Annotated in this window: 25 protein-coding genes; 9 read left to right on the top strand and 16 right to left on the bottom strand. The window is 70.7% G+C overall.

The features are described from left to right. Positions 1–13 precede the first annotated feature (13 nt). Positions 14–889, top strand: coding sequence for a hypothetical protein (locus DEH84_RS16220; protein WP_109037816.1), 876 nt, complete (start codon positions 14–16; stop codon positions 887–889). Here DEH84_RS16220 and DEH84_RS16215 read toward each other — a convergent pair. The 12 genes from DEH84_RS16215 to mnmH all read right to left on the bottom strand — a co-directional run bounded on the left by DEH84_RS16215 (position 852) and on the right by mnmH (position 16,093). Further along, entirely contained in the window at positions 852–3,368 is a 2,517-nt protein-coding gene (locus DEH84_RS16215) for a PAS domain S-box protein (protein ID WP_109037814.1), read from the bottom strand. The two genes, DEH84_RS16220 and DEH84_RS16215, sit on opposite strands and share 38 nt — an antisense overlap. 179 nt (positions 3,369–3,547) lie before the next feature. After that, positions 3,548–5,281: a bifunctional protein-serine/threonine kinase/phosphatase gene (locus tag DEH84_RS16210; protein ID WP_245932622.1), complete on the bottom strand. Its 1,734-nt coding sequence runs from the start codon at positions 5,279–5,281 to the stop codon at positions 3,548–3,550. Between the two features lie 28 nt (positions 5,282–5,309). Next, the gene (locus DEH84_RS16205; protein ID WP_109037812.1) at positions 5,310–6,122 is read right to left on the bottom strand and encodes a formate/nitrite transporter family protein; all 813 of its coding nucleotides are present in this window, start codon (positions 6,120–6,122) and stop codon (positions 5,310–5,312) included. Between the two features lie 287 nt (positions 6,123–6,409). After that, positions 6,410–7,720: a nitrate- and nitrite sensing domain-containing protein gene (locus DEH84_RS16200; RefSeq protein WP_109037810.1), complete on the bottom strand. Its 1,311-nt coding sequence runs from the start codon at positions 7,718–7,720 to the stop codon at positions 6,410–6,412. Positions 7,721–7,792: 72 nt separating this feature from the next. Beyond that, the gene (locus DEH84_RS16195; RefSeq protein WP_109037808.1) at positions 7,793–8,200 is read right to left on the bottom strand and encodes a GreA/GreB family elongation factor; all 408 of its coding nucleotides are present in this window, start codon (positions 8,198–8,200) and stop codon (positions 7,793–7,795) included. Positions 8,201–8,274: 74 nt separating this feature from the next. Next, on the bottom strand, positions 8,275–8,400 hold the full coding sequence (locus tag DEH84_RS19650) for a hypothetical protein (protein ID WP_281262554.1): 126 nt from the start codon (positions 8,398–8,400) through the stop codon (positions 8,275–8,277). A 45-nt stretch (positions 8,401–8,445) separates the two neighbouring features. Continuing rightward, positions 8,446–8,793, bottom strand: a complete 348-nt coding sequence (gene nirD / locus DEH84_RS16190; RefSeq protein ID WP_109038456.1) for a nitrite reductase small subunit NirD — start codon at positions 8,791–8,793, stop codon at positions 8,446–8,448. 28 nt (positions 8,794–8,821) lie between these two features. Continuing rightward, positions 8,822–11,347 carry a nitrite reductase large subunit NirB gene (gene nirB, locus DEH84_RS16185; RefSeq protein WP_109037806.1) on the bottom strand — a complete coding sequence of 842 codons (2,526 nt, stop codon included), beginning with the start codon at positions 11,345–11,347 and terminating at the stop codon, positions 8,822–8,824. 344 nt (positions 11,348–11,691) lie between these two features. Beyond that, a complete protein-coding gene (locus tag DEH84_RS16180; protein ID WP_109037805.1) occupies positions 11,692–12,588 on the bottom strand; it encodes a putative selenate ABC transporter substrate-binding protein in 897 nt (298 codons plus the stop codon). After that, positions 12,585–14,306, bottom strand: a complete 1,722-nt coding sequence (locus tag DEH84_RS16175; RefSeq protein ID WP_159099004.1) for an ABC transporter permease subunit — start codon at positions 14,304–14,306, stop codon at positions 12,585–12,587. The genes DEH84_RS16180 and DEH84_RS16175 overlap by 4 nt, the downstream gene beginning before the upstream one ends. After that, the gene (locus DEH84_RS16170) at positions 14,281–15,036 is read right to left on the bottom strand and encodes a phosphonate ABC transporter ATP-binding protein (protein WP_109038455.1); all 756 of its coding nucleotides are present in this window, start codon (positions 15,034–15,036) and stop codon (positions 14,281–14,283) included. The genes DEH84_RS16175 and DEH84_RS16170 overlap by 26 nt, the downstream gene beginning before the upstream one ends. Next, the gene (gene mnmH, locus DEH84_RS16165) at positions 15,026–16,093 is read right to left on the bottom strand and encodes a tRNA 2-selenouridine(34) synthase MnmH (RefSeq protein WP_109037801.1); all 1,068 of its coding nucleotides are present in this window, start codon (positions 16,091–16,093) and stop codon (positions 15,026–15,028) included. The genes DEH84_RS16170 and mnmH overlap by 11 nt, the downstream gene beginning before the upstream one ends. Before the next feature lie 45 nt (positions 16,094–16,138). Between mnmH and selD the strand changes: the two genes are divergently transcribed. From selD to DEH84_RS16130, 7 genes are all read left to right on the top strand, one after another. Next, positions 16,139–17,191 (top strand): selenide, water dikinase SelD, encoded by a 1,053-nt coding sequence (gene selD / locus DEH84_RS16160; RefSeq protein ID WP_109037799.1) that lies wholly within the window; start codon positions 16,139–16,141, stop codon positions 17,189–17,191. A gap of 43 nt (positions 17,192–17,234) precedes the next feature. Continuing rightward, complete coding sequence (locus DEH84_RS16155) at positions 17,235–17,888, top strand: type 1 glutamine amidotransferase family protein (protein WP_109037797.1); 654 nt, start codon at positions 17,235–17,237, stop codon at positions 17,886–17,888. 14 nt (positions 17,889–17,902) lie between these two features. After that, on the top strand, positions 17,903–18,802 hold the full coding sequence (locus DEH84_RS16150) for an NAD(P)/FAD-dependent oxidoreductase (protein ID WP_109037795.1): 900 nt from the start codon (positions 17,903–17,905) through the stop codon (positions 18,800–18,802). Positions 18,803–19,011: 209 nt separating this feature from the next. After that, positions 19,012–20,106: a phospholipase A gene (locus DEH84_RS16145; protein WP_109037794.1), complete on the top strand. Its 1,095-nt coding sequence runs from the start codon at positions 19,012–19,014 to the stop codon at positions 20,104–20,106. 167 nt (positions 20,107–20,273) lie between these two features. Beyond that, a complete protein-coding gene (locus DEH84_RS16140) occupies positions 20,274–21,404 on the top strand; it encodes an AraC family transcriptional regulator (protein ID WP_109037792.1) in 1,131 nt (376 codons plus the stop codon). A gap of 152 nt (positions 21,405–21,556) precedes the next feature. Then, complete coding sequence (locus DEH84_RS16135; protein WP_109037790.1) at positions 21,557–22,411, top strand: alpha/beta hydrolase family protein; 855 nt, start codon at positions 21,557–21,559, stop codon at positions 22,409–22,411. A 28-nt stretch (positions 22,412–22,439) separates the two neighbouring features. Continuing rightward, positions 22,440–23,177 (top strand): lipase secretion chaperone, encoded by a 738-nt coding sequence (locus DEH84_RS16130; RefSeq protein ID WP_109037789.1) that lies wholly within the window; start codon positions 22,440–22,442, stop codon positions 23,175–23,177. Between the two features lie 36 nt (positions 23,178–23,213). Here DEH84_RS16130 and DEH84_RS19170 read toward each other — a convergent pair whose 3' ends face one another. The 4 genes from DEH84_RS19170 to DEH84_RS16115 form a co-directional block, all read right to left on the bottom strand. Then, entirely contained in the window at positions 23,214–23,390 is a 177-nt protein-coding gene (locus tag DEH84_RS19170) for a hypothetical protein (RefSeq protein WP_159099003.1), read from the bottom strand. A 24-nt stretch (positions 23,391–23,414) separates the two neighbouring features. Further along, on the bottom strand, positions 23,415–24,251 hold the full coding sequence (locus DEH84_RS16125) for an OBAP family protein (protein ID WP_109037788.1): 837 nt from the start codon (positions 24,249–24,251) through the stop codon (positions 23,415–23,417). A gap of 66 nt (positions 24,252–24,317) precedes the next feature. Next, the gene (locus tag DEH84_RS16120) at positions 24,318–24,764 is read right to left on the bottom strand and encodes an acyl-CoA thioesterase (protein WP_109037786.1); all 447 of its coding nucleotides are present in this window, start codon (positions 24,762–24,764) and stop codon (positions 24,318–24,320) included. Between the two features lie 38 nt (positions 24,765–24,802). Continuing rightward, positions 24,803–25,825, bottom strand: a complete 1,023-nt coding sequence (locus DEH84_RS16115) for an AraC family transcriptional regulator (RefSeq protein WP_109037784.1) — start codon at positions 25,823–25,825, stop codon at positions 24,803–24,805. Positions 25,826–25,934: 109 nt separating this feature from the next. Here DEH84_RS16115 and DEH84_RS19500 point away from each other — a divergent pair, with 109 nt between their 5' ends. Next, positions 25,935–26,978, top strand: coding sequence for a 2Fe-2S iron-sulfur cluster-binding protein (locus tag DEH84_RS19500; protein WP_245932621.1), 1,044 nt, complete (start codon positions 25,935–25,937; stop codon positions 26,976–26,978). The last annotated feature ends 19 nt before the right edge of the window (positions 26,979–26,997 follow it).

Genomic DNA, 26,997 nt, shown 5'->3' with positions numbered 1-26,997 from the left:
AGGAGAGACCGACATGACACGCAATGTGATGGCCGTGCTGGTGGCCAGCCTGAGCACCGGCCTGTTTGCGCCGGGCGCGCACGCCGTGCACCTGGAGCTGGTGGGGCTGGGCGACAGCCTCGACATGGTGCTGGCCTCGGCCCAGGTGGCGGGGCAGGTGCATGACCTGGTGCTCAGCGGCGCCCTTACCGACACGTCGTCGGCCCGCGAGCGTGCGATGGCTGGCGCCGGGGGGGCAACCCTGCCAGGGGGCAGTGTGGCCGATGGCGCCGAGGTCAGCTGGGACGGCGGGCTCTTCGGTGGTGAGGCGCCGAATGGCAAGGGTTACATCTCCACCTACACCTCGGCGAGCCTGACGGCCCAGGGGCCCCGGCCTCTGGCTTCGGAAGGCGCCGCGGTGTCCAGCGAGATGGCGCTGCTGAACATGCAGTGGCGCATCGTGGGCGACGAGGGCGAGCCGCTGGGCAGCCACGTGAAGCTGCACTTCGACGGGCTCGCCGAGATGTTCTCCCTCTCGGACATCGTCCAGGTGACGCCGGACGCGGGCAGCGTCAGCGGCCTGGAGATGAAGATCGGCGACACCACGGTGCTGAACGTGCTGATGTACCAGGGACAGCAGCCGCTGCAACTGACCTACGACGCCCGCGCCGGGGACCTGGTGACGGTGTCGGCGTTCACGCGGGTGATGCTCGATTCGACCTCGGGCGTGGCCCTGCTGGCGGGGCAGGGCTACGGCGGTGCGGCCGCGGTGTCCGGCACCCTGTCGGTGACCAGCGCGGTGCCGGAGCCGACGCCCAGCGTCCTGGCCCTGGTCGGTGCGCTGTGGGTGGGCGCGGCCGCGCGTCGCCGCGTCAGGAGCCGGCCTGCTGCTGTGCCTGCCGGCTCTTGAACGCACCCTTGGCCACGTACATGGCCCGGTCCGCGGTGTCGAGCAGGCGATGGGCATCGGTGCCCATGTCCGGCGCGAACGCGACGCCGAAACTGATCGTCACGGCGGCCTGCTGCCCGCCAGGCAGCGCGACCGGCTGGGCCACGACCTGCCGGGCACGCGCGAGGATCAGATGCACCTCCTCCGGTGAGGCCAGCTGCGTGAGCACCAGCACGAACTCGTCGCCCCCCAGGCGCGCGGCCGTGTCGTTGGCGCGGATGACGCCCTGCAGCCGGTTGGCCACCTCGCACAGCAGGCGATCACCGGCGTCGTGGCCGTGCCGGTCGTTGACCGCCTTGAAGCCGTCGAGGTCACCAAAGCACACGGCCACATGCTTGCCGTTGCGCGCCGTGCCGGCAATCGCCTGCTTCAGCCGGTCGAGCAGCAGGGCCCGGTTGGGCAGGCCGGTCAGGGCATCGTGGAAGGCCATTTCTTCCACCTTCTCCTGATACGCCTTCATCGCGGTGATGTCCTGCATCATCCACACCGATTCGCTTTCATCGGCCGTGAGCAGCGTGCCGCTCATGTCGACCCACAGGCGGCGCCCGTCCCGGGTCAGCATCTGCTCCTGCGTGCGGTAGATGCCGCCGTTGTGCACGATCGGATAGGCCTCGGTGGACACCCGCTGGAACGCGGTGGGATCGGCATACAGCATGGCGCTGTTCCTGCCGATCAGCTCGGCCAGCTCGTAGCCCGAGAGCTTCTCGAAGGCGCGGTTGGCCCACGTCACGCGCAGTGAAGCGATCTTGACGATGCCGACCATCTCGTTGTCCAGCATCAGGTGCTGCTGCCGGTTGGCCGCCTGCAGCGCCTGGCGGGTGCGGTGCAGCTCGGTCACGTCGATGATGACGGTGCGGCTGCGCAGGAACTGGCCCTGGTCGTCGTACAGCGCGGTCGCCATCACGCTGACGCGCCGGGTCTGGCCGTCTGCGGCCAGCAGGTCGAACTCTTCGGGGCCGAACTGGCCTTCGCGGATGAAGCGCGGATAGACCTCGGCGAAGCGGGCCTTGCCTTGCTCGGTGAAGAACTCGCGCGGGCTGCGGCGCCCGAGCAGGGCTTCCTTCGTTTCGCCGTAGATTTCGGCGGCCATGCGGTTGATGTCGACAAAGGTGCCCGACGCATCCAGCGAGTAGTAGCCGCAGGGCGCGTTCTCGTACAGGTCTTCCAGGTGGCGCTTGGACTCGGCCAGGCGCTTCTGCGCTTCCTGCCGCTCCGAGATGTCGTGCAGAAAGGCGGCGTACAGCGTGCCCCGGGTGGCAGACTGCAGCGTCGTGACCGTGACCTCGCACGGAAAGATGGTGCCATCGCGGCGCACCGCGGGGAGTTCGCGGCGCCGGTCCACCACGCGGGCGATGCTCGCGTCCTGCATGTCGGCCATGCCACGCCGATGGCGTCCGCGGTGGGCGGGCGGCACGACCAGTTCATCGAGCTGACGGCCGATGGCCTCCTCGCGCTGCCAGCCGAAGGTCCGCTCGGCCTGCCGGTTCCACTCCACGACCGCCCCCGACGCGTCCATGCAGATGTAGGCATCGTAGGCATTGGCCAGCACGGCGCGCAGTTCGGCGGTCCGCTCGGCCACGCGCTCTTCCAGCTGAGCGTGCAGTTCTTGCAGGTGCGCCTGGGCGCGGTGCCGCTCGGTGATGTCCTCCACCACCATGACGAAGTGGCGCGGGCGGTGGGCCTTGTCGCGCACCAGGGCCACGTTCAGCTCGCCCCACACCAGACTGCCATCCGGGCGGATGTAGCGCTTCTCGATGGTGAAGGTGTCCTGCTCGCCGTCCAGCAGGCGTTGGGCCAGCTGCAGCTCGGTGGCCGCGTCCTGGGCCGGGGTCAGGTCCTGCAGGTGCGCCTGCAGGAGCTGCTCGGGCGGGCGGCCCAACAGGGTGCACAGGGCGGGATTGAACCGGCGCAGGCGGCCCTCCAGGCTGACCACGGCGATGCCCACCGGCGCGTTGTCCATGATGATCCGGTGCAGCCGCGCCTGCTCGGTCGGGTCCGACTCGTGCAGCGCCGAGGCCACCAGGGGGGCCAGGTTGTCCAGCAGCCCGAGCTCTTCGATCGTGAACGCGCGCGGCTGCTGCGCCAGTGCCCACAGGGTGCCGATCACGGCGCCGTCGTCGCCCCGCAGCGGCACGGCCGCGCAGGCGCGCACGTCCAGCCAGGGCGCGTGCTGCCAGGCGGTCGCCACAGCGGGCTCCGTCCGCAGGTCGGCCACGGCAAAGGGATGAGGCCGTGCGGGGAAGTCGAGCGAGAGGTCGTCGGTTTGCGGGCCGTGCTCGGCCGAGACCACGCAGACGAGGTGCTGACCCTTGCCCTGTGGCAACGACACCGCCGACAGGGGAACCTGCAGCTGCCGGCAGACAAAGCCGGCAAAGCCGTCGAGCGTGGTCGCGCGTCCGGCAGGCGCGCGTGGCGGCGGACTGGTGGGGGGCAAGGCCATGGTGGGGCCAGGCGACGGGGGCGGCCGTCTCCCGGTCGGGGTACTGCAAAACGTGAGGCATCCATTGTGCGACGTTCAGGCGCGTGCAAAACGCCGATATCCCGCCAGATATGGTGCGACTTGTGCGGTGTGGCCGGATCTGCCGGCGGACGCCTGTCTGGAAAACCCAGGGGTGGCCCTCAGTGCCCGGTCAGGCGCAGGCCGAGCAGCACCAGACAGGTGGCGCCCAGCACCGCACTCAGCGTCTGCCAGAACACCACCGGATTGCGCTCGACCAGCGGCGGCGCGCGGTGGCCCAGATAGGACGCGCCCGGGGCGTGCAGGTCGTGCACGAACTCGGACAGCGCCTCCTGCCGCCGGGCCGGGTCAGGGTGCAGGGCGCGGCGCAGCACGGCGTCGAGCCAGGCCGGGAGATCCGGGCGCCGCTCGCGCAGTGGCACATAGCGCAGGCGCCGTGCATCGGCCGGGGTGCGCACGCGCGGCACCTGCAGCCCATAGGGCAGGTGCCCGGTCAGCATCTGGTAGCCCAGCACGGCCAGCGAGAACAGTTCGGACTGCGGGGTGCCCGCGCCCCCGGTGAAGTATTCGGGCGCGGTGTACTGCAGCGAGCCGGTGATGGCATCGGGGCGCGCAGCGACCGTGCCTTCGGTGAGGCCGGCCACATGCACCGAGCCGAAGTCGATGAGCCGCACCGTGCCCGTGCGGTCGAGCATGAGGTTCTCGGGCCGCAGGTCCTGGTGCAGCATCTCCTTGCGGTGAAAGGCCTGCAGCCCTTTGGCGATCTGCCCGAGCAGGTCGCGGACGGTGTCGAGGTCGGGCGCGGGGTGGTCGGTCATCCACTGGCTCAGTGTCTGACCCTCGACGTACTCCATGGCCACGTGCAGGTGCGTGCGGGGCCGGTCGGTGGCGCAGGGTTTGAGCACATGTGGGCTGTCGATGCGGCGCGCGATCCACTCTTCCAGCAGAAAGCGGTCCAGCAGCGCAGGGTGCTCGCGCAGTTCGGCCGCCGGTGTCTTGAGGGCCACCTGCCGTCCTGTGGCCTCGTCGATGGCCAGCCACACCTGGCTGCGCGCGCTGGTGTGCAGCTCGCGCACCAGGGTGTAGCCCTCGAACGTGGCCCGCGCCTGCAGCGGGGGCGGCCACTGCAGCGCGGCGCGTTGCGCCCCCAGCGGATGGGCGTCGGCCGCGGGCAGGGCCAACACGCGCACGAGTTGCACGGTCAGGTTGTCGTCGCTGCCGCGGGCCAGCGCCGTGTCGGCCAGCACGCTGGCGGCGGCGTCGAGGTCGTCAGGGTGGGCGACGAGGGCGGCGCGCACGGCCGCCGCATCCACGTGCTCCCACACGCCGTCGGTCGCCAGCAGGTAGACCTCGCCAGGTTCGGTGTCCCAGCTCCGGTAGTCGATCTCGACGGCGGGGCCGGCGCCCAGGGCCCGGCCGAGGTAGGTCTCGGTGGACGAGACGCGCACCCGGTGGTCCTCGCTCAGCTGCTCCAGCGCCTGAGGGTGCACCCGGTAGACCCGGGTGTCGCCCACATGCAGCAGGTGCGCCTCACGCCCCTTGAACACCAGCGCGCTGAAAGTGCAGACATAGCCGCGGTCGCGGTCGAAACGCGCGTCGGTGCGCTGGCTCTGTGCATGCAGCCACGAGTTCGTGGCCTCGAGCACACGCTGCCCGGCCCGACGCACCGACCACGCTTCCGACGTGCCGTAGTAGTCGTCCAGAAAGCCGCGCACCGCCGCGGCGCTCGCGATCTGGCTGACTGCGCTGCTGCCGATGCCGTCGGCCAGGGCGACCGCCACGCCCTTGGTCTGCAACAGCGGGCCTGTGGGCACGCAGGCGCCGTGGAAGTCCTGGTTCTGGGCCTTGCGGCCGGCGCGGCTGTGTTGCCCCACCGCCACCTGCAAGGCGCTCACCTCATGAGCCACTGCGTGCACCGCCGGCTCAGGCCGCCACGCGCTTCGGCGCCGTCTTGTAATGGGTCGAGTACAGCGTGGCGCCCACGAAGGTCAGGCCGCCCACCAGGTTGCCCAGTACGGTCGGGATCTCGTTCCAGATCATGTAGTCCATGAAGGTGAAGTTGCCGCCCAGCATCAGGCCCGAGGGGAAGAGGTACATGTTGACGATGCTGTGCTCGAAGCCCATGTAGAAGAACACGAGGATGGGCATCCACATCGCGATGACCTTGCCCGAGACCGAGGTCGACATCATGGCGGCGACCACGCCGGTGGACACCATCCAGTTGCACATCACGGCGCGCACGAAGAGCGTGAGCATGCCGGCGGCACCGTGTGCGGCGTAGCCCACCGTGCGGCCCTCGCCGATGTGCCCGATCTTCTGGCCGATGGCATTCGGCGCCTCGGTGAAGCCGTTGGTGAAGATGATGGCCATGAACACCGCCACGGTCATGGCGCCGGTAAAGTTGCCGACGAACACGAGGCTCCAGTTGCGCATGACGCCGCCCCAGGTGGCGCCGGGCCGTTTGTCGAGCACGGCCAGCGGGGCCAGGGTGAACACACCGGTCAGCAGGTCGAAGCCCAGCAGGTAGAGCATGCAGAAGCCCACCGGGAAGAGCAGGGCGCCCACCAGCGGGTTGCCGGTGTTGACCGACACCGAGACGGCGAAGGCCGCGGCCAGCGCGAGGATGGCGCCCGCCATGTAGGCGCGGATCAGTGTGTCGCGGGTGGACATCAGGAGTTTGGATTCGCCGGCGTCGACCATCTTGGTGACGAACTCGGTGGGAGCGAGGTAGGCCATGGGGCGTCCTTCCAGAAAGGGCAATCGGGTGCAGGGAACTCGTGGGCAAGAAAAAAGGCGTCCCTTCCATGCGCCGACCGTGAGGCCGGTGCAGGACGGGACGCCTTCATCCGCGTGTGAGGTGGGCCGGGCGGGTGCGCCGGCGCCGCGTCAGGCCGCCTTTGGCCTGAGGTGCACCGTCTGTATGCACGTTCTGTGCCGGAATGGTGCCGTGAAGCATGCCGCGATGTCGTGCACCGCATCGCCCGTTTCCGCCCCTGCGTGGTGCGCCACGTGGGGTGGTTCGATCACTTCTGGTGCATCGTGCCCGGTCGGGCGGCAAAGGCCAGGTCGGGCAGGGCGAGTGTGGCCTCGGCCACATCCAGCAGGCGGCGGTTGTGGTCCATGGCCGACTTCTGCAGCGCGCGGAAGGCCGCCTCTTCGGTCAGGCCCAGGCGCGACATCAGCGCCCCCTTGGCGCGCTCGATGATCTTGCGCTCGTGCAGCGCGCGGCGCGCGCTGTCCAGCTCGGCCTCCATGCTGGCCATGCGCGCCGACTGGGTCTGCAAAAGCTCGACCAGTGAGCTCATGGCTGCGCTGCCGGACGGGCTGGATGCATCCGACACGGCCGACAGCACCGGCGCCGCATCGGGCTGGCCGGGGGCGTTGAAGAAGCGGTCCACCGCGTGCGTGTGGGGCGGCGGGTTGTCACGCAGATGGCGCAGCAGCCCTTCGGAATCGTGCAGTGCCTGTTCGGCGTGCGCGATCTGGTCGGCACAGGCCTGCCGCAGCCCGCGCACCAGGTCGTCCTGCAACTGCCCCATGTCGGTGATGCGGGCGCTGCTGACGTCGAACCAGCTTTCGCTGAGCTGCGTGTCCAGCGCAGCGCCGGGGCGTGCCGTGCACAGCGTGCGGCGCAGCCGTTCCAGCTGGGCCACGGTGGGCGTGAGCTGGTGCTGCTGCCATTGCGCGCGCAGGGCGTCGTCGGCGAACTCTTCGAACACGCGCAGGCTGCGCTCCTGGGCGTCGATCAGGTGCACGATGCGCTGCTGTTCGGTGTCGTCGCAGGCGCCGGAGCCGAAGAGCTGCGCGCCCACGGCACGCTCCTGCCCGGCCGATTCCTTGCCCTGCACCAGATGGACATAGGCCACCAGCAGGCGCGAGATGGCCGGGTGGGCGGTGGCATCGGCCAGGTGAAAAACGAGCTCGACCAGCCCGGCGATGACGCGGCTGTACGCTGCCACGACATCGTGGGCCGAGGGCGCGCGCTGTTCGATGGCGGCCCGCAGCGCGCGCAGGGCATCGAGGTCGAGCATCACCCAGGCCATCAGCGACAGGCTGCGGGCTGACGCGCCGGCTTCCGGGTTCAGTTGCGCCGCAAAGAGCTCACGCAGCGCGGCTTCGACCGGCTGGGCCTGCGCCACGGCGGCCAGCCGCTCGGCGCCAAAGCGCTGCCCGCCCGAGGCGAGATGGAGGCTGGCCGCGCCCCGTTCGCGTTGCAGCGCGTGCACCAGACGGCCGATGACGTCGGCCAGGTCCACGCGGCCTGCGAGCTGGCGCAGGGCCTCGATCTCGAGTTGACGGGCGCGCAGGACGAGTTGGGAGACGGACAAAGGCATGGGACAGCGGGGCACGGAAGGCGGGCCCCGATTGTCGTCAATTTGAGCCCGCAACGGGGTCCTGCCTGGGCCTCAGAGGTGGAATTGCCCGGCCGCTTCGGGCTGGAAGGGGATGGCCGCGAGGACGGCCTGCCGCGGCACGCCATCGAGCCCCGTCCAGCGCACGGCCTCGCCGACGCGTTGCCCGATCAGGGCTGCGCCCAGCGGGGTCAGCACCGACAGCCCGTCGGGTGGGGTGTCGTGCGGGTAACTCAGCGTGACCTTGAGCGTGCGGCCATCTTCGTGGGCCAGCAGCACCACGCTCGAGCGCATGGTGACGACCTGTTCCGGAACGGCTTCGGGCGGCACGAGGTCGGCGAAGTCCAGGACTTCGTTCAGTTGCGTCCAGGTGGCGGGCGGGCAGGGTGCCGCGCGTTCAAGCAGGGCGGACAGGCGGCTGTGGTCGACTTCGGTGACCACGCGGGAGGCAGGGATCGACATACGGGTGCTCCGGGGATCGCGCGGAATGCCCGGAGACCAGTGTGCGCAGGATGGGGAAAGGGCGGTCGCCGGGCTCAGTGATGTGCGGCCGTGATCCGGGGCACCGTCCTGCAGGCGGGCACGTCGCGCGGGGGCACGCACGGGCCCACCACGGCGTGGCGGCCGGTGGTGCGTGCAGGGGCGTGGCGCAGGGCGGTCATGAACCCATTGTAGGAAGGATCGATGCCGCCCGCAAACGCCGGGTTTCAGGCGCAGCGCACCCGCACCCGCCCGCCTTCCACCTGCACGGCATGGGCCTGCACCGAGAGCGCAGGGTCTTCGAGGCAGGCGCCGGTCTCGAGGTCGAAGTGGTGCTTGTAGAGTGGCGAGGCGACGACCACCCGGTCGCCCAGGTTGCCGACCAGGCCACGCGACAGCACGCTGGCCCCGTTCTTGGGGTCGACGTTGTCGATGGCATGGAAGCGGCTCGCGCCCACGCGGAACACCGCGACGTGGCGGTCTCCGATGCGGGCGCACACGCCGGTGTCGGGCAGGATGTCGTCGACGGCGCACACGTCCGTCCAGGCGGTGGTGTCGGGGCGGGCTTGGATCATGTCGGTCAGCATGGTGTACTCGTTCGGCTCAGGCGGTGGTCGTGGGGGCGCCGTCCCGCTCGTCGGCGGTGGCCGGGCGGATCTGCCCGCGTTCCTTGACGAACACGATGCGCTCGTCGGGCACCTCGGAGTTGACGAAGGAGCGGAAGCGCTTGCGCACCTCGGGGTCGGTCACCGCGGTCTTCCATTCGCACTGGTAGGTGTTCACCACGTGCTGCATCTGCGCTTCGAGTTCGGCGCACAGGCCCAGCGAGTCCTTGATGAGCACGTCCTTCAGGTAGTCGAGCCCACCTTCGAGGTTTTCGCGCCAGGTGCTGGTGCGCTGCAGGCGGTCGGCGGTGCGCACGTAGAACATCAGGACGCGGTCGATCAGGCGGACCAGTTCTTCCTTGCTCAGATCGGACGCGATCAGTTCGGCATGGCGGGGCTTCATGCCGCCGTTGCCGCACACGTACAGGTTCCAGCCCTTCTCGGTGGCGATGATGCCGATGTCCTTGCCCTGGGCCTCGGCGCATTCGCGGGTGCAGCCCGAGACGCCGAACTTGATCTTGTGCGGCGCGCGCAGGCCCTTGTAGCGGTGCTCCAGCTCGACGGCCAGGCCCACCGAGTCGCCCACGCCGTAGCGGCACCAGGTCGAGCCGACGCAGCTCTTCACGGTGCGCAGGCTCTTGCCGTAGGCGTGGCCGGATTCGAAGCCGGCGGCAATCAGCTCTTCCCAGATCAGCGGCAGCTGCTCGACGCGGGCGCCGAACAGGTCCACACGCTGCCCGCCGGTCACCTTGGTGTACAGGCCGTACTTCTTGGCAACCTGACCCACGGCGATCAGGCCGTCGGGCGTGACCTCGCCGCCCGGCATGCGGGGCACGACGCTGTAGGTGCCGTCCTTCTGAATGTTGCCGAGGTAGTAGTCGTTGCTGTCCTGCAGGCGGGCGAGGTCCTTCTTGAGCACGAACTCGTTCCACACCGACGCGAAGATGGAGGCCGCGGTGGGCTTGCAGATGTCGCAGCCCAGGCCCTTGCCGTGGCGGGCCAGAAGCTCATCGAATGAGCGAATCTCGCCCACGCGCACCAGGTGGTAGAGCTCCTGGCGCGAGTAGGGGAAGTGCTCGCACAGGTGGTTGTTGACCGCCATGCCGCGCTTGGCCATCTCGGCCTTCATCACCTGGGTGACCAGGGGCACGCAGCCGCCGCAGGTGGCGCCCGCCTTGGTGCACGACTTCAGTTGCGCGATGGTGGTGGCGCCGTCGCCCACGGCCGCGCAGATCTGGCCCTTGCTCACGCTGTTGCACGAGCAGATCTGGGCGCTGTCGGGCAGGGCATCCGGGCCCAGGCCGGGCTTGGCCTTGCCGTCGCTGCTGGGCAGGATGAGGAACTCGGGCTCGGCAGGCAGCGTGATGCCGTTGAGCGCCATCTGCAGCAGCGTGCCGTATTCATCGGCATTGCCGACCAGCACCGCGCCCAGCAGCTTCTTGCCATCGGCGCTGACCACGATCTTCTTGTAGACCTGCTTGACCTCGTCCACGTACTGAAAGGAACGGCAGCCGGGCGTGCGGGCGTGCGCATCGCCGATCGAGGCCACGTCCACACCCATGAGCTTGAGCTTGGTGCTCATGTCGGCGCCGGTGAAGGCGGCCTCGGCCTCGCCGGCGATGTGGCGGGCGGCCACGCGGGCCATGTCGTAGCCTGGGGCCACGAGGCCGAAGGTCTGGTCCTGCCACGAGGCGCATTCGCCGATGGCGTAGACGTTGCGGTCGCTGGTGCGGCAGTGGTCGTCGATGACGACGCCGCCGCGCGGGCCGATGGCCAGCACGCACTGGCGGGCCAGTTCGTCACGCGGGCGGATGCCGGCGGAGAACACGATCATGTCGGTGTCGAGGTGGCTGCCGTCCTCGAACATCATGCGGTGGCGGTGCTCGGCGCCGTCCTCGATGCGCACGGTGCTGTGGCTGGTGTGCACGTGCACGCCGAGTTCCTCGATCTTGGCGCGCAGCACGCGGCCGCCCTGGTCGTCGACCTGCACGGCCATCAGGCGGGGCGCGAACTCGATGACGTGGGTCTCGAGGCCCATGTCGCACAGCGCCTTGGCGCATTCCAGGCCCAGCAGGCCGCCGCCGACGACGACACCGACCTGGGACTTCGCGCCCGAGGCCTTCATCTTGTCGAGGTCGTCGATGGTGCGGTAGACGAAGCAGTGCGGGCGGTCGCGGCCCGGGATGGGTGGCACGAAGGGGTTGGAGCCGGTGGCGAGCACCAGCTTGTCATAGGGCAGCACTTCGCCGTCGATGGTGGTGACGGTGTGGTGGCGGCGGTCGATGCTGGCGGCGCGGCAGGCCAGGCGCAGGTCGAAGCCGGTGCGCTCGAAGAAGCCGGGTTCGACCAGGGAGAGGTCTTCGGCGGTCTGCCCTGAGAAGTAGGCCGAGAGGTGGACCCGGTCGTAGGCGGGGCGGACTTCTTCGCACAGGACGGTGACCTGCGCGTCGCGCACGCCGGCTTCGGCGAGGCTTTCCAGGAATTTGTGGCCAACCATGCCATGGCCAATGACGACGATCTTCATGCGTGCTCCTGCGACGGGGGAGGGTGGGATAAGCGGCGGGCACCCTCGGTGGGGCCGACTCTTGTCCGCCGTCATTAGCGGAGACGAATGGGGGTGTGCGGGAGCGTCACTACTCGGGGCACACGGAGGGGTTTACGCAATATGTGTGCCGGGTGGCTTTGCCCTGGGAGAATGGGTGGACGAGGGGGGAGGCGTACCCGCGGTGGTGCGGCGTGCACGGATGTGGTGCGGCGAGCGGGCGCTTTTGCGAGGCAGCGCCGGCACGGAGACCGGCTGCGCCCTTCTTGGCCCCGCTTGGTGGCGGGCCACGGTCGCGGTAGCCTTACGCCACCAGCCAACAGCCGTTACTTCAGCAACCCCGTCGACCGCCCCACCTGCTCGATCACATCGAAGTCTTCGCCCTTGGCCGGCACGAAGCGCTTGGCCCCCTGCAGTGCCATCACCGCCTGGTCGGCCGGGTCGCTCGCCTCCAGCGTCATGAAGGCATTGGCGAACTTCTGCACCGTGGCCGGTGGCAGGTCCTTGCGGGCCGCCCACACATAGTCCACAAAGGCCGGCGTGGTCCAGATCGCCTTCACCTTGGTCTTGTCGAACTTGTCGCCCGCCACCAGCCGGTTCCACACCTCGATGTTCAGCGCACCCGCCTGCACCTTGCCCGACTCCACCATCTTCACCGTCGCATCGTGCGCCCCACTGTAGATGGGCGCGCCGGCGAAGTCCTTGTCCGCATCGATGTGGAAGCGCGTGCTCAGGAAGTGGCGCGGGAACAGGTGGCCCGAGGTCGAGCTCTTGGCGCCGAACGCAAAGCTCTTGCCGCGCAGCTCTTCCGGCTTGCTGATGCCCGAGGCCGTGTTGACGATGAACACGCTGTGGAACTCGCGGTCGATGTCGCGCATCACCACCGGGCGCGCGCCGGCCAGCACGCGGGCCTGCACGAAGGTGAAGCCGCCCAGCCAGGCGAAATCGACCTTGCCCGCAGCCAGCGCCGACACGGCCGCGCCGTAGTCGATGACCGGCACATAGACGACCTTGACGCCCAGGTGCTTCTGCAGGTGGTCGATCAGCGGCTGGTACTTGCGGGCCAGCTCGGTGGGGTTCTCGTCGGGGATGCCCGAGACGCGGATCACGTCCTGAGCCTGCGCCTGCGCGATGGCAGGCAGCAGCGGCGCGAGGGCCAGCGCGGCCAGGGCAGCCAGCGTGGTGCGACGGGGACGGACGGATGGCGAAGACGGGTGGCTCATGGTGTGAGGCTCCGGGTTGAGGATGAAAGGGGGACGGGCAGGTGCGCTTCGGGTGCGCAGCCGGGCAGCGGCAGGCGCGTGCCATCGCCGCGCAGGATGCGGGCGCGCACGCGGTCGCCCAGGGCGTCCACAGCGGCCACCAGCAGCAGCATGGTCAGCAGCAGCACGCCCAGGTCATGCAGGTGGAACAGGCTGATGGCGGTGTTGAGTGCGTCGCCGATGCCGCCAGCGCCCACGAAGCCGACCATGGCCGTGGCACGCACATTCACTTCGAAACGGTAGAGCGTGAGCGCCGCCAGCCGGGCCTGCACCTGGGGCAGCACCCCGAACAGGAAGGTGGCCAGCGTGCCCGCGCCCAGGCTCTGCAGCGCGGCGGGCGGGCCGGGCTCGGCCTCTTCCAGCACGTCGGCAAACAGGCGACCCATCACGCCGATGTTGTGCACGGCAATCGCGAGGATGCCGGCCAGCGGGCCCCCGCCCACCCACACCACGAAGACCAGGGCCAGCGTCAGCTCGGGCATCACGCGGGTCAGCTGCTGCACCACCCGGCTCAGCGCGGCGGCCAGCGGGCGCAACCACCGTCCGATGCCGCGCGGCCGGGGCGGGTCGGGCAGGTAGCTGCCGGTGCTCAGCCGCGCTGCGCCCAGCGGCGCCAGCACGAAGGCCAGCGCGGCCGACAGCAGCGTGGCCACCCAGGCCATCAGCAGCGTGTCGCCAATCTGGCCCGCGGCGGTCTTCAGAAAGGCCAGGTCGATTGCCAGCGTGTCCATGCGCGGCATGAGCGCCAGGCCGGCGCCCGAGAACAGGTCGGCCCACGGCACGTCGAGCCGCACCCAGGCCCACAGCGTGCCGGCGGCGCTCAGGCCCAGCGTCCAGCCGATGGCGGCGCGGCGCAGGCGGTTGCTCAGCAGCTCGAGCGCGACCACGAAGGCCAGCACGGCGAGCAGCGTCGTGGCCAGCTTGTCGTACTGGAAGTAGCGCAGACTCAGCGCGATCTCGCTGCCCAGGCCACCCGCGCCCACCACGCCCAGGATGGTGCCGATGCGGATGTTGCACTCCAGGCAGAACAGCGCGTAGCCCGTCCACTGCCGGCCCACCTGGGGCAGCACGGCGTGCAGGAACAGCGCCCAGCGCGAGGCGCCGGCGGCCCGCAGGGCCTGAACCGGGCGCGGGTCCACGGCTTCGGCCAGTTCGGCAAACAGCTTGCCGATGTTGCCGCCCACCGTCAGGCCGATGGCCAGCACCGCCGCGCCCGGGCCCAGGCCCAGCAGCTGCACAAACAGGTAGGCCCACACGATCTCGGGCACCGAGCGGCCCACGCCCAGCAGCACGCGCGCGGCGCTGCGAGTGGCCGCCAGCCCCGTGCGCGCCCAGGCGGGCGGGCCACGCGGCGGGTCGTCCAGCTCGGGCACGCGCGTGGCAAAGAAGGCCAGCACCGTGCCCAGCAGCGCGGCCAGTACCGTGCCTAGGATGCCGATCAGCAGGCTTTCGACCGAGAGGTCGAGCACGCGGGCCAGGAAGTCGGCCGACAGGTCTGGGTGCGCAAAGCCCGACAGGATCTCGCCGGCATTGCGCAGCCCGTCGGCGTCGAGCAGGCGGCGCAGGTCGGCGCCGGTCAGCGACAGGCACAGCAGGCCCGAGAGCGCGATCGCCAGCCACCCCGCAAAGCGCCACCTGGCTTGGCGCCGCGCGTCAGAGACGCTCGTCACTGCCGGCATAGAGCTGTTCCAGGCGGGCCTCGGTGGCATCCTCGGGGGCGCAGTCGAACAGGATGTCGCCGCGGCGCAGGCCGATGACCCGGGTGCAGTCGCGCCGTGCGATGTCGAACCAGTGCGTGCAGAACACCAGCGTCATGCCGCGCTGGCGGGCCTGTTCGGTGATGAGCCGCGTGACGGCCTTGGCCGTGTGCGGGTCGAGCGAGGCGGTGGGCTCGTCGGCCAGCAGGATGTCGGGCTCGGCGATCAGGGCGCGGGCAATGGCCACGCGCTGCATCTGCCCGCCACTGAGTGCGCTGGCCGGGGCCCACTGGTGCCCCCCCATGTCGAGCGACTGCAGCAGCGTGGCCACGCGCGCCGATTCCAGCGGCCACAGGGCCGCGGCCAGCGTGCGCCACCACGGCCAGTGCGGCAGCAGCCCGGCCACCACATTGCGGTGCACCGTCGCCTGCGGCACCAGCAGGTTCTGCTGCTCGACGATGCGGCAGCGGGCGCGGTGGCGCTGCAGCGCGCGCCAGCCCATCGCGTCGAGCGCCACGCCGTCCACCCGCACGTGGCCCGCCGTGGCGCGCAGCGCGCCGGCCATCAGGCGGATCAAGGTGGACTTGCCGGCGCCGCTGGGGCCGATCAGGGCGATGCGCTCACCGGGCTGCACGCGCAGGCTGATGTCGCGCAGCACAGGCTTGCCGCCCCACTGGCGGCTGACGCCCTCCAGTTGAAGCTCAGCGGACATCGTCGTTCACCTCGACGGCCAGCACGGCGGCGGCCAGGGCGTCGATGCCCGCCTCGTCCAGCGTGTCACCCGGCACCGTCTGGCGCTGCGGCCAGCGGTGGAAGTGCTGGCTTTGCGAGCGGGCGTACTGCGGGTCGTAGTGCAGGCGGGCCAGTTCGTCGAACAGGGGCGGCAGCTCGCCGGCCAGGGCCCACTTCTGCCAGCGGTCGATGGTTTCGTTGCCCAGCAGCGGGCGCAGCGGGTCGATCCGGCGCGCGAGCAGCGCCGGGTCGTCGCCCAGGTAGGCGTAGTCGCGCAGCAGAAAGGCGAGCCGCGCCTCGAACGGCACGCTCAGCTCGATGCAGGGGCTGGCGCGCATGCGCTCGATCAGCGGCGCGGGCAGGGCGATGCGGCCGATGCGGCGGCTTTCGGCTTCCACGTAGATGGGCCGGCTCAGGTCGAGGCGTTCGAGGTGTTCGACGAGCTGCGTGTCGAACGCCTTCTGCGAAGGCTGTGGCTGGCCGGGCATGGCGCCGAGCAGCGAGCCCTTGTGGCAGGCCAGGCCCTCCAGGTCGAGCACCTGCGCGCCCTGGGCGGCCATCGCGTGCAGCACGCGCGTCTTGGCGCTGCCGGTGGCGCCGCACACCACACGCAGGCGCAGTTGCGCACACTGCCGATCGAGCACTTCCAGCACGTGGTGGCGCCAGCGCTTGTAGCCGCCGGCCAGTTGCTGGGCGTCCCAGCCCACCAGGCGCAGCCAGGTCACCATCGAGCCGCTGCGCATGCCGCCGCGCCAGCAGTACACCAGCGGCTTCCAGTTGGCGGGTTTGTCGGCCAGCTGTTCGCGCAGGTGCTTCGCGAGGTTGGCGGCCACCATGGCGCCCCCCACACGGCGGGCTTCGAAGGCGCCCTGCTGCTTGTAGATCGTGCCCACGATGCAGCGCTCTTCGTCGTCCAGCACCGGCAGGTTGATGGCCCCTGGGATGTGATCCAGCGCGAACTCGGCGGGCGAGCGGGCGTCGATCAGGCAGTCGAATGCATGGCGGTCCTCGACGCGGACCGGACCGCGTGCGCTCATGCGGGGGCCCCCGCTGGCACAATCGCCTCGTACTTCTGTTGACCGATGATGTCCATTGCGCTGACCCAGTTCTCTCACGGTGGCGGCTGCGGCTGCAAGATCGCCCCGGGCCTCCTGTCCGAGATTTTGTCACGGGCCCCCCAGGGCCTCGTGCCGCCCGAGCTCATGGTCGGCCTGGAGACCAGCGACGACGCGGCCGTCTACCGGCTCAACGACCAGCAGGCATTGGTGGCCACCACCGATTTCTTCACCCCCATCGTCGACGACCCGCGGGATTTCGGTCGCATTGCGGCCACCAACGCGCTGTCGGACATCTATGCCATGGGCGGCACGCCCATCATGGCGCTGGCGCTGGTCGGCATGCCGATCGCCAAGCTGCCGCCCGAGGTGATCGGCCAGATTCTGGGCGGTGGCGCCGAGGTGTGCCGGGCGGCGGGCATCCCCATCGCCGGCGGGCATTCCATCGACCTGCTCGAGCCGATCTACGGCCTGGTGGCCCTGGGACTGGTGCACCCTGACCGCGTGCGCCGCAATGCCGATGGCCGCGCGGGCGACGTGCTGGTGCTGGGCAAACCGCTGGGTGTGGGCGTGCTGTCGGCCGCGCTCAAGAAAGGGCGGCTGGATGAGGCAGGCTATGCACAGATGATCCGCCACACCACGCAGCTCAACCGGGTCGGTGTGGCGCTGGGCGCGCTGCCCGGTGTGCACGCGATGACGGACGTGACGGGCTTCGGCCTGGCCGGCCACCTGCTCGAGGTGTGCCGCGGCTCGGGGCTGGATGCGCAGGTGACGCTGTCGCAGCTGCCGTTGATCGAGGTGGCCGCCGGCTTTGCGCGCGAAGGCATCGTGACCGGGGCGTCGGGCCGCAACTGGGCGGCTTATGGCGCCGAGGTGAACTGGCCGGCCCACGCCCAGGCCTGGCAACAGGCCCTGGTGTCCGACCCGCAGACCAGCGGCGGCCTGCTCGTGAGCTGCGCGCCCGAGGCCGTGCCCGCCGTGCTGGCCGCCATGCAGGCCGAGGGCTGTGGCGAGGCGGCCGTGATCGGCACGCTGGCCGCCCCCGCGCAGGCCGGCGCACCCCGCCTGCATTTCGCCTGACACGCACCGGCCCGATGGGCACGGCCTTTGCCGGCCCATCGGCATGGCCCGTTCTGTCCACCTTTTCGTCTACGACGGCTTTGCCGACTGGGAAGCCGCCTTCGCCGTGGCCGGCATCCAGCAGCCGGCCTTTCAGCGTGCCCCCGGGCGCTACACCGTGTGCACGGTGGGGCTGAGCCAGTCGCCTGTGCGTTCGATGGGCGGCGTCGCGGTGCTGCCCGACCAGCTGCTGGACACGCTGTCGCCTGCCGACAGCGCCATGCTCATCCTGCCTGGTGGGCTGGGATGGGAAGAGGGGCAGCACATGGCGGCCGTCGAGGCAGCGCGGCGCTTTCTGGCGGCCGACGTGCCGGTGGCCGCCATCTGCGGGGCCACGGCAGGGCTGGCGCGGGCGGGGCTGCTCAATGGGCGCCGGCACACCAGCAACGCGCTGGCCTACCTCAAGGGGGTGCCCGCCTACGAGGGCAGCGACCGTTACGAGGCGCAGCCAGCCTGGCGTGACGGGCCCCTGATCACCGCGGCCGGGATGGCGCCGCTCGAGTTCGCGCGCGAGATCTTCCGCTGCCTGGATCTGTACGACCCGCCGGTGCTCGATGCGTGGTACGACCTCTACCGCACCGGGCACTCCGAACACTACGCCCGCATGCAGCAGGCGGCCGAGGCCTCGGCCGACGTGGCCGCCGAGCGCGCGGGCTGAATCGGGGCCCCGCCATGGACCCCGTGAGCCAGCCCCCGGTCGACTGCGTCATCGTGGGCGGCGGGCCGGCCGGGCTCACGGCGGCGATCTACCTGGCGCGCTTCCAGCGCACGATCCGCGTGCTCGACAGCGGGGAGGCCCGCGCGCTGCGCATCCCGCGCTCGCACAACGTGCCCGGCTTTCCCGATGGCATCGCGGGGCCCGAGTTGCTGGCGCGCCTGCGGGCGCAGCTGCTGCGCCAGGGCGGGGCCGTGACCGGGGCACGGGCCACCGGGCTGGCGCATCGCGACGACCTCTTCATGGTGCACGTGGGCGGGCTGCGATGGCCTGCGCGCCGGGTGCTGCTGGCCACCGGCGCGCGCGACCGCGAGGTCGAAATTCCCGGACTGCGCGCCGTTCGCTCGGTGGGTCTCCTGCGCGAGTGCCCCATCTGTGACGCGCACGAGCACCGCGGCCGTCGCATCGGCGTGATCGGCTGCAGCCCGCACGCGGTGCGCGAGGCGTTGTTCTTGCGGCATTTCAGCGAAGACGTGCAGCTCTTGCCGATTCGCCCGTCCGACATCCTCGCGCGCGAGGACTTCGAGTCGCTGCAGGCGCGCCAGATCGGCTGGCGGCCGGGGGGCATCCACCATGTCGAGCACCGCAGCGGGCGGCTGCAGGTGCACCGCGTGGTCGGTGAGCCCCTGACCGTGGACGTGCTCTACGCCGCCCTGGGTTGCCAGCCGGCAGCCGACCTGGGCCGCGCCGTGCAGGCGCAGTGCGAGGCGGGGGGCAACCTGGTCATCGACACCCGGTGCCAGACCACCTGCCCGGGCCTCTTTGCCGCGGGCGATGTGACCAGTGGCCTCGACCAGATCGTGGTGGCCATGGCGCAGGGCGCGGTGGCGGCGACGGCCATCCACAACAGCCTGTGAAGGCGCCGGGCCAGGCGGATGGCCCCACGATTCCGGGGGAACCGACCGCGCGTGTCACACCACGCGGCGCGCTCTGCCCGACACTGTGTGCCACCACAAGCGACAGAGGGGATGCAGGCATGCAGGACACGGCGCGGGCCACAGGATGGCCGGGGCAGCGGCGCAGCGCGACACCGCGCGCAACGGGGCAAAGGCACGCGGGGCGATGGATGTGGGGGCTGCCGCTGGCGCTGGCGGCCGGTGGCGCACTGGGCACCCCGCCTTCGCAGTGTGCCCGCCTGCCCGATGACGCGGCCCGCCTGGCCTGCTATGACGCGGTCTTCCGCCTGGGGCCACAGCCGGCGCCCGGTGTGATGCCGGCTGCGGCGGCTGCACCGGCCCCGGTGGGCGCGAGCGAGCCCGCTGCACCGGCTGCAGCGGCCCTGCCCGGGGTGCCGCCGGAACGCCAGCCGCTGGATCTGGCCGAGGCGCCGCCTGCTGCCACCCTGTTCGACAAGGCCTGGGAGCTGACGCCCGCCGAGAAGCGCGGCACCTTTGCGGTCAAGACCTACCTGCCCAACTTCGTGCTGCCGATGCACGTGAGCTCGCGCGTCAACCGGGCGCCGGGCTCGCCGACGCGCGGCACCACACCCGCCCGCATCGACTACAAGCCGGTCGAGGTCAAGGTGCAGGTCTCGCTGCGCACCAAGGTGGCCGAAGGGCTGCTGCTGCCCGATGCCGACCTGTGGTTTGCCTATACGCAGCGCTCGCTGTGGCAGCTGTGGAACGGCCGCGAGTCGGCCCCGTTCCGCAGCACCGACCACGAGCCCGAGATGATCTACGTGGTGCCCATGAGCCAGTACCTGCCCGCGCTGCCCGGCGGCTGGCGCTGGCGGATGACGCAGGTGGGGCTGCTGCACCAGTCGAACGGCCAGAGCGATGCGCTGTCGCGCAGCTGGAACCGCAGTTACGTGAGCGCCGCCTTCGACAACGGCCCGTACGCGCTCACGCTGCGCATGTATCGCCGGCTGAAAGAGGACGCCCGCAACGACGACAACCCTGACATCCAGCGCTACCTGGGCAATGCCGAACTGGTGGCCTCGTGGCTGGGCGGCCCGTCAACGGTGTCGCTGGCGTGGCGCACCCGGCTGCCCGAAGGCCGACGCGGCGCCTGGCAGTTGGACTGGACGCACCCGGTGCACCGGGACAAGCCCGCCGGCCTGCGCTGGTACGTGCAGCTGTTCTCCGGATACGGCGAGACGCTGCTCGACTACAACCACCGGCAGGACAGCCTCGGCGTCGGTCTGTCGCTCTTCCAGTTCTGACGCGTCACGCGACTGGCGTGCAATGATCCCCGTTCAGGCAGGGGATGGTTGACGTCACGGGTGCGGCAGCAATACTGCGCAGGCCACGTTGTGCCTGTCGTCGCCTCGTCCGGGGGGCCGTCTGCGCACGCGGCGAGCAAACCATAAAACCAGGATGAGACGCGCGGATGCTGCAGACCTGCGGTGTGCCGTCGGGGGAGGACGCGGGCGCCCCCGGCCAGGAAGCCAGCCCGTTCTTCATTGCCTTTGCCGGGGACCGCTGTCTGTCGCCATCGCGGCTGGCCACCCTGGTGGGGGCCATGCAGGAAGTCGGTGTGCCGATCGGTGCGCTGCTGGAGGGCACGGGCCTGAGCCCCGGGGCAGTGGCCGACCCCGCCACGCTCACCTCGTGCGCGCAGTTCATGCGGGTCAGTCGCAACGCCTTGCGGCTCAGCGCCCGCAGCGACCTGGGCCTGCTGGTCGGCACGCGCCTGCGCGCGTCCAGCTATGGCATGTATGGCTACGCCCTGCTGTGTTCCGAAACCGTGGCGCAGATGTGGGACCTGGCGGTGCGCTGTCATCCCCTGTCCGGCGGCATGCTGCCCTTGCACTGGGGGCGTGAAGGGGCGCATGCCGTCTGGACCTTCCCCACCCGCGCAGCCTTTCCGTGGGCCGATGTGGACGAGCGGCTCTACCGCTTCATGATCGATCTGCAGCTGGCGGCCCACGTCACCATCGGCAAGGACGTCATGGGAGACTGGTTCCTGCCCGAGTGGGCCGAGTGCACCGGGCCCCGGCCACCGCATGCCGACGCGCTGCGTGACCGCCTGGGCTGCGAGGTCCGCTTCGGCGCGGCACGCAATGCGCTGGTCTTTCCCGCCGCCTGGCTCACGCGCTCGCCGCAGCTGGCCAACCCCATCACCGCCAGCCACATGGCACAGCACTGCATGCGCCTGATGGACGAGCTGCGCCGGCGCGCGGGCGTCACGCGCCAGGTGTGCGACGAACTGACGCGCACGCCCGGCCGCTTCCCCGACATCGAGACCGTGTCGCAGCGGCTGTGCATGTCGTCGCGCACCTTGCGCCGCCGCCTTGAGGACGAGGGCGTGACCTACAGCGAACTGCTTGCCAGCGTGCGCAAGAGCCTCGCCTCCGACTACCTGCTGTCGACCCGCATGGGCTCCGACGACATTGCGGCGGCGCTCGGCTTCAGCGACGCCGAAAGCTTCCGGCATGCGTTCAAGCGCTGGACGGGGCTGACGCCACGGGCCTTCCGCGAGCGCGCGGGCGGGCGCGCCGCGGTGGCCCAGCCCCTGTGACATCTGGATGCAGGCTGGCCGGCGCGATCCGCTTTCTGTCCGGATCCACCATTCACGTCGGCGGGGTGCGTCTGCACAGTGTCGGTGCGCCGGCCACCCTCCCTCGGGGGCGGCGCGCTTCGACAACCTGGCTCCATCAAAAAGGGATCCCCATGAACGCACCGCAGAACCGGCTTCGTGCCCTGTCCGCCTGTGCCGCTGTGGCACTGGCTGCCCTCGCTCAGCCCGCCCTCGCGCAGACGACCGCACCCACCTCGTCCAGCCTGAACGCCACCGCCGGCCCCTACAGCGTGTCGACTTCGTCGGTCACGCTGCCCGTGGGCTTTGGCGGCGGCACCGTCTACTACCCCACGCAGACGGGCAAGTACGGCGTCATTGCGATCAGCCCCGGCTTCACGGCCACGCAGAGCAGCATCGCTTGGCTGGGCCGCCGTCTGGCCACCCACGGCTTCGTGGTGCTGACGATGAACACGCTGACCACGCTCGACCAACCCGCCAGCCGCGCCAACCAGCTGATGGCCGCGCTGAACTACGTGCTGAACTCGTCGCCCTCGGCAGTGCGCAGCCGGGCCGATGGCACGCGCACGGCGGTGGCCGGGCACTCGATGGGGGGCGGCGGCTCGCTGATTGCCGCGCGCGACTACCCGACGCTCAAGGCCTCGTATCCCATGACGCCGTGGAGCCCGACATCGAACTTCTCGACCGTTCGGGTGCCCACGATGATCATCGGGGCCGATGGCGACACGATCGCACCGGTGGCGACCATGTCGCGGGTGTATTACCAGAACCTGCCGTCGACCACGTCGAAGGCCTATGGCGAGCTCAACAACGCGACGCACTTCGCGCCGAACATGACCAACACGCCGATCGGGCGCTATGCGGTGACGTGGATGAAGCGCTTCGTCGACAGCGACACCCGCTATTCGCCGTTCCTGTGCGGTGCGCCGCACCAGGCGTACGCCACGTCGCTGGTCTTCGACCGCTACAGCCAGAACTGCCCGTACTGAGCGCAGCCCTCGCACAGAAAGGCCTCTCATGATCATCATGACTGCCAGCCCGCACGGCGGGCGACGCGTGGCGGGCGGGCTGGTGCTCGCCGCCCTCACGGTGGCCGGGGTGGCCTTGCTGCTGCGCGGGGGGGAGCCGACGCCGGCCGCGCCCCAGGCCGTCGTACAGGGCGGCACCGTGGCCCAGGCCGGAGGGGCGGCTGGCCCGGGGGGCACGCTGTGGCCCCAGGGGCCGGAGCCGGGCTTCACGGTGTCGGCTGGGCGCCCGGCCCCGGCCGGCGAGGCCACGCCTCTTGAGCCCGTCGGCCGATTCCGGGCCGATGCACAGGGGGCGCTGGTGCTCGACACCGACACCCTGCGCACGCTGGAACAGGTGCTCGCCTTTCGCCGTGACCGCCCGGTGGCCGAGGCGGCCCGCGAGGCCACGTCGGCGCTGCCCGAGCGCGCGCAGGCCCAGGCCATCGAGCTGGCCGAGCGTTATGGTCGCTACGAGCAGTCGCTGCGCCAGGTGGTGAGCCCCGAGCGCGCGCCGCAGTCGGTCGACGAGATGGCGGCCGACCTGCAGGCCTTGCAGGCACAGCGACAGCAGTGGTTTGGCGAGGCTGCGGCCCGTCAGCTCTTCGGGGCAGACGAGGCGGTGACGGCGCGGCTGATCCAGCTGATGCGCGAGGACACCGCACCGGCGGCCTCGCTGGAGGAGCGGGCCATGCGTGCCCAGGCCCGCTACAGCGCCGAGCAGGCCGCCGCGGCCCCTGCCGCGCGGTGATCGCCCCAGGATGGCCCCGTGCGGGCGTGAGCGCGGTCAGCGGTCGATCGCGCGGAGGGATCGCCCGGTCACGGCGGCATCCAGCTCGGTCACCCGGTCGGTGCCCCACTCCCGGTCCAGGTCCTTCAGGCGTTGCGCGATGGCGGGCGGGCCGGCCTGCGCCATCTGCAGCAGGGTGCGCACGGTCTGGTCCTCGATGCGGTGCGTGGTCACGGCAGCGGTCAGGGTCGGCGCCAGTCAACGTGGCGCGCTGGCGGCGTCGGGCACGGGCTGGCCCGAGGGCGCCACAGCCCGGCTGTCCACCACGCCGGGGATCGGGCCGGTGTCCCGCGGGAAGGCGCCCAGCAACGCGTCCACGCCTTCCTGCGGCTTGGCGAGCTGCTGCAGGTCGGCCCGTTCCCGCCGCCGCTCGGTGCTTTGCTGGCGCAGGCGCTGATCCCGCTGCAACAACAGGCCCGGGATGATCTCGCCATCGCGGTTGAACGACCACGCCAGCCGCGGCTCGCCCATGGGCAGGGCGTCGCCCGGGATGCCGAAGGCGCCGGTGTGCCACACATGCCAGGTCTTGCCGTAGCTGTTGACCTTGTCGCGCATCAGCGCCTTCTCGGCCGCACGTGGGATGCCCGGCGCGATCAGCTGGCCCGAGAGGATCTCGCCGTTGTGCGGATGCCAGTAGCGGCGCTCGCCCTCGGGCAGGCGCAGGAAGAGCTTCTCGGAAATGATGTATTCGATGCCGGTCAGGTTGGCGGTGCGCGCGGCACTGTCGAACAGGGCGCACTGCGCAAAGTCTTCATTGACCTGGCGGCAGAAGTGGTGCGCTTCCACCTGGTGTGCCGGGTCGTCCTTCATCGGGTGGAAGCCGTTGAGGTAGATGTCCAGCGCGCCCACGGGAGCGTGGGTCTGCAGCGCCCGGGCGCCCAGCTCGAGCGCGCGGGTGCGCCGGGTCTTGTCGGCCCCGGGCGGCTGGGCGTCGGCCGTGATCTGGGCCAGCGTGGGGGCGGGCAGGGGGCCGAATGCCAGCGCCAGACAGCTGGCGGCCAGCACGCGGTGGGCCGGGAAGGGCGATCGTCTCATCGGGGGCCTCGTGCGGGGATCGTGGTGCCGCGCAGGCGGCAAGCCCCGTGCCCGCGGGCCCGCCGCTCAGGCCGGCTTCAGCACGGCCGGTGCATAGGTCTGCAAAAAGCGTTCTGGCATGCGGCGCACGCGGCCCTGCTCGATGTCCACACACACATAGTGCGTGCGCCCGCGAAACACCGTGGCGCCGTCCGCCGCGCGCACGAACTGGAAGGCGCGGTGCAGCGAGAGCTTGTCCACGCCGGTGATCCACGTCGCCAGCAGCAGGTCTTCGCCCAGCCGGGTGGCCTGCAGGTAGGTCAGCTCGTGCTGGCGCACCACCACGCCGTGGCCCAGCTCCGCATACTGCGCCGGGCCCAGGCCCAGCGCCACCGAATGCGCCCAGGCCACGTCCTCCAGCCACTTCAGGTAGACGACGTTGTTGGTGTGGCCCATCAGGTCGATGCAGCTCGCATCGACGCGCAGGGGCAGGGTGAACGGATCCGGGTGATCCCAGGTGGGGGCAGCAGACATGGGTGACAACGGACGGACAGGGACCGTCGATGATGCCATCACATGCCCGTGCGCTCGGCGGTCTGTGCCGCCTGGTAGGCCGAGGGCGCCACGCCTTCCCAGCGCTTGAACGCCCGGCGGAAGTTGGCGGGGTCGGTGTAGCCCAGGTGGAAGGCGATGTCCTGCAGCGTCAGCTGACCGGCCTTCATGTGCTGCACGGCCAACCGGTGGCGGACTTCATCGAGCAGCCGCGCAAACGTGGTGCCTTCATCCTGGAGGCGCCGGTGCAGCGTGCGCGGCGTCATGTTGAACAGCCGCGCGGTCACCACCAGCGACGGAAACCCGGTCGGTTTGTCGAGCAACAGGCGCCGCACCCGGTTGCTCATCGACGCCTCGGCGTCGCGGCGATCCAGTTCGCGCTGGCAGATGCGGGCCGCCTCCTCGAAGCTCGCCGGGTCCGCCGTGCTCAGCGGGCGGTCGATGTCGGCCAGCGGCAGCACCAGGCCATGCCAGCCGGCGCCGTAGCGCACCTCGCAGCGGAACATCGATGAAGCGAGCGCCGCGTGGGCCGGCGCGGGCCCGTCGAAGCACACCTGGCGCACCGCGCAGGCCCCCAGGGTGATGTGGTCGATCAGGTTCTTGACCGTCAGCATCACGGCCTCGATCACCAGCTGCTCCAGGCCGTCCAGCGGCCGTGCCGGCTCGATCTGCACCTGCACGGTGTCAGCCACCACCGCATGGCGCACGGTCACCAGCGTGGTCCGCACGGGCACGAAACGCTCGAACAGCACCAGTGCCTGGCGCAGCGTGCTGCTGTTCAGGGCGGCGTAGCCCAGCATGCCATGCGTGTTGATGCGCAGGCGCTCGCCCACCAGCAGGCCGAGTGCCGGCTCGCCCGTGCTGGCGTGCGCGTCGCTGAGCAGGGCATGGAAGGCGGGATAGGGCAGGGCGCCATCGGCCTGAGCCAGCCACACTTCATCCAGCCCGTGGCGTCGCAGCCAGGCGGGCACGTCCATGCGCATGCCGGCCAGCAGGTCGGCGATCAGGCGCAGGTACTGAACGGGCAGGGCAAAGTCGGCCATGGGGCGCGATTGTCAAAAAATGACCTGTGGATGTCAATCCGCGCCCTGTGCAGCGAGGGCGCCGATTTCTACGATCCCGGCATCCCCAAGCCCTCTCCGTCGACACCCCATGCTGTCCCTCGTCACCCGCCTGTTGGCCCCCAAGGGGCCGGTCACGGCCCACATCAACGCCCGCCCCGTGGCCGTGGCGCCGAAGGAAACGCTGCTGCAGGCGGCACTGCGCGAGGGCATCGCCTTTCCGCACAGCTGCCGCGTCGGGGGCTGTGCCACCTGCAAGTGCAGGCTGGTGTCCGGCAAGGTGCGCGAGCTCACGCAGAGCGGCTACATCCTGTCCGACGAGGAGCTCGACCAGGGCTACATCCTGGCCTGCCAGGCGGTGCCGCAGACCGATGTGCGCATTGAGGTCGACCTGTCGGCCCTGCCGGCGCGCCGACAGATCGGGGGCCGCATCGTTGGCCAGGAGCGCCTCACGCACGACATCGTGCAGTTGCGGGTGCAGCTCGACGAGGCGCTGGCCTACAAGGCCGGTCAGTTCGCCGACCTCACGCTCGACAGCCTGCCCGGCGTGGCCCGCAGCTACTCCTTTGCGACGCCCGTGCAGCCGGATGCGCAGGTGAGCTTCTTCGTGCGCAAGGTGCCGGGCGGGCGTTTCTCGACCCTGGTGGTCGACCACGACCTGAGCGGCCAGCGCCTGACGGTGCACGGCCCGGGCGGCGACTTCTGGCTGCGGCCGGCCGACGCACCGCTGGTGCTGGTGGCCGGCGGCAGCGGTCTGGCGCCCATGCTCGCGATGCTGGCCGATGCGCGGGCGCAGGGTGTGGCGCGCCCCGTCACGCTGCTGTTCGGCGCCCGCCTGCAGGCCGACCTGTATGGCATGGCGGCCATCGAGGCCTTCGCCCGGAGCTGGCCGGCTCCCTTCCGCTTCGTGCCGGTGCTGTCGGCCGAGACGCCGGGCAGCACCTGGCTCGGCGCCCGCGGGCTGGTCACCGACTTTCTGCCCGATACCGTGCTCCCCGGCGCCCACGCTTACCTGTGCGGCCCGCCGCCCATGGTGGACACCGCGCGCGCGGCATTGCTGCGCCAGAACGTGGCCGACGCCGACATCCACGCCGACCGCTTCACGACGCTGTACGACCGTCCGCAGGCCGCCTGAGCCCGGGCCCGCCATCCCA

Origin of the sequence: Aquabacterium olei, from assembly GCF_003100395.1 — a bacterium.
Taxonomy (GTDB): Bacteria; Pseudomonadota; Gammaproteobacteria; order Burkholderiales; family Burkholderiaceae_C; genus Aquabacterium; species Aquabacterium olei.
This window is presented reverse-complemented; position numbering and strand designations above follow the sequence as displayed.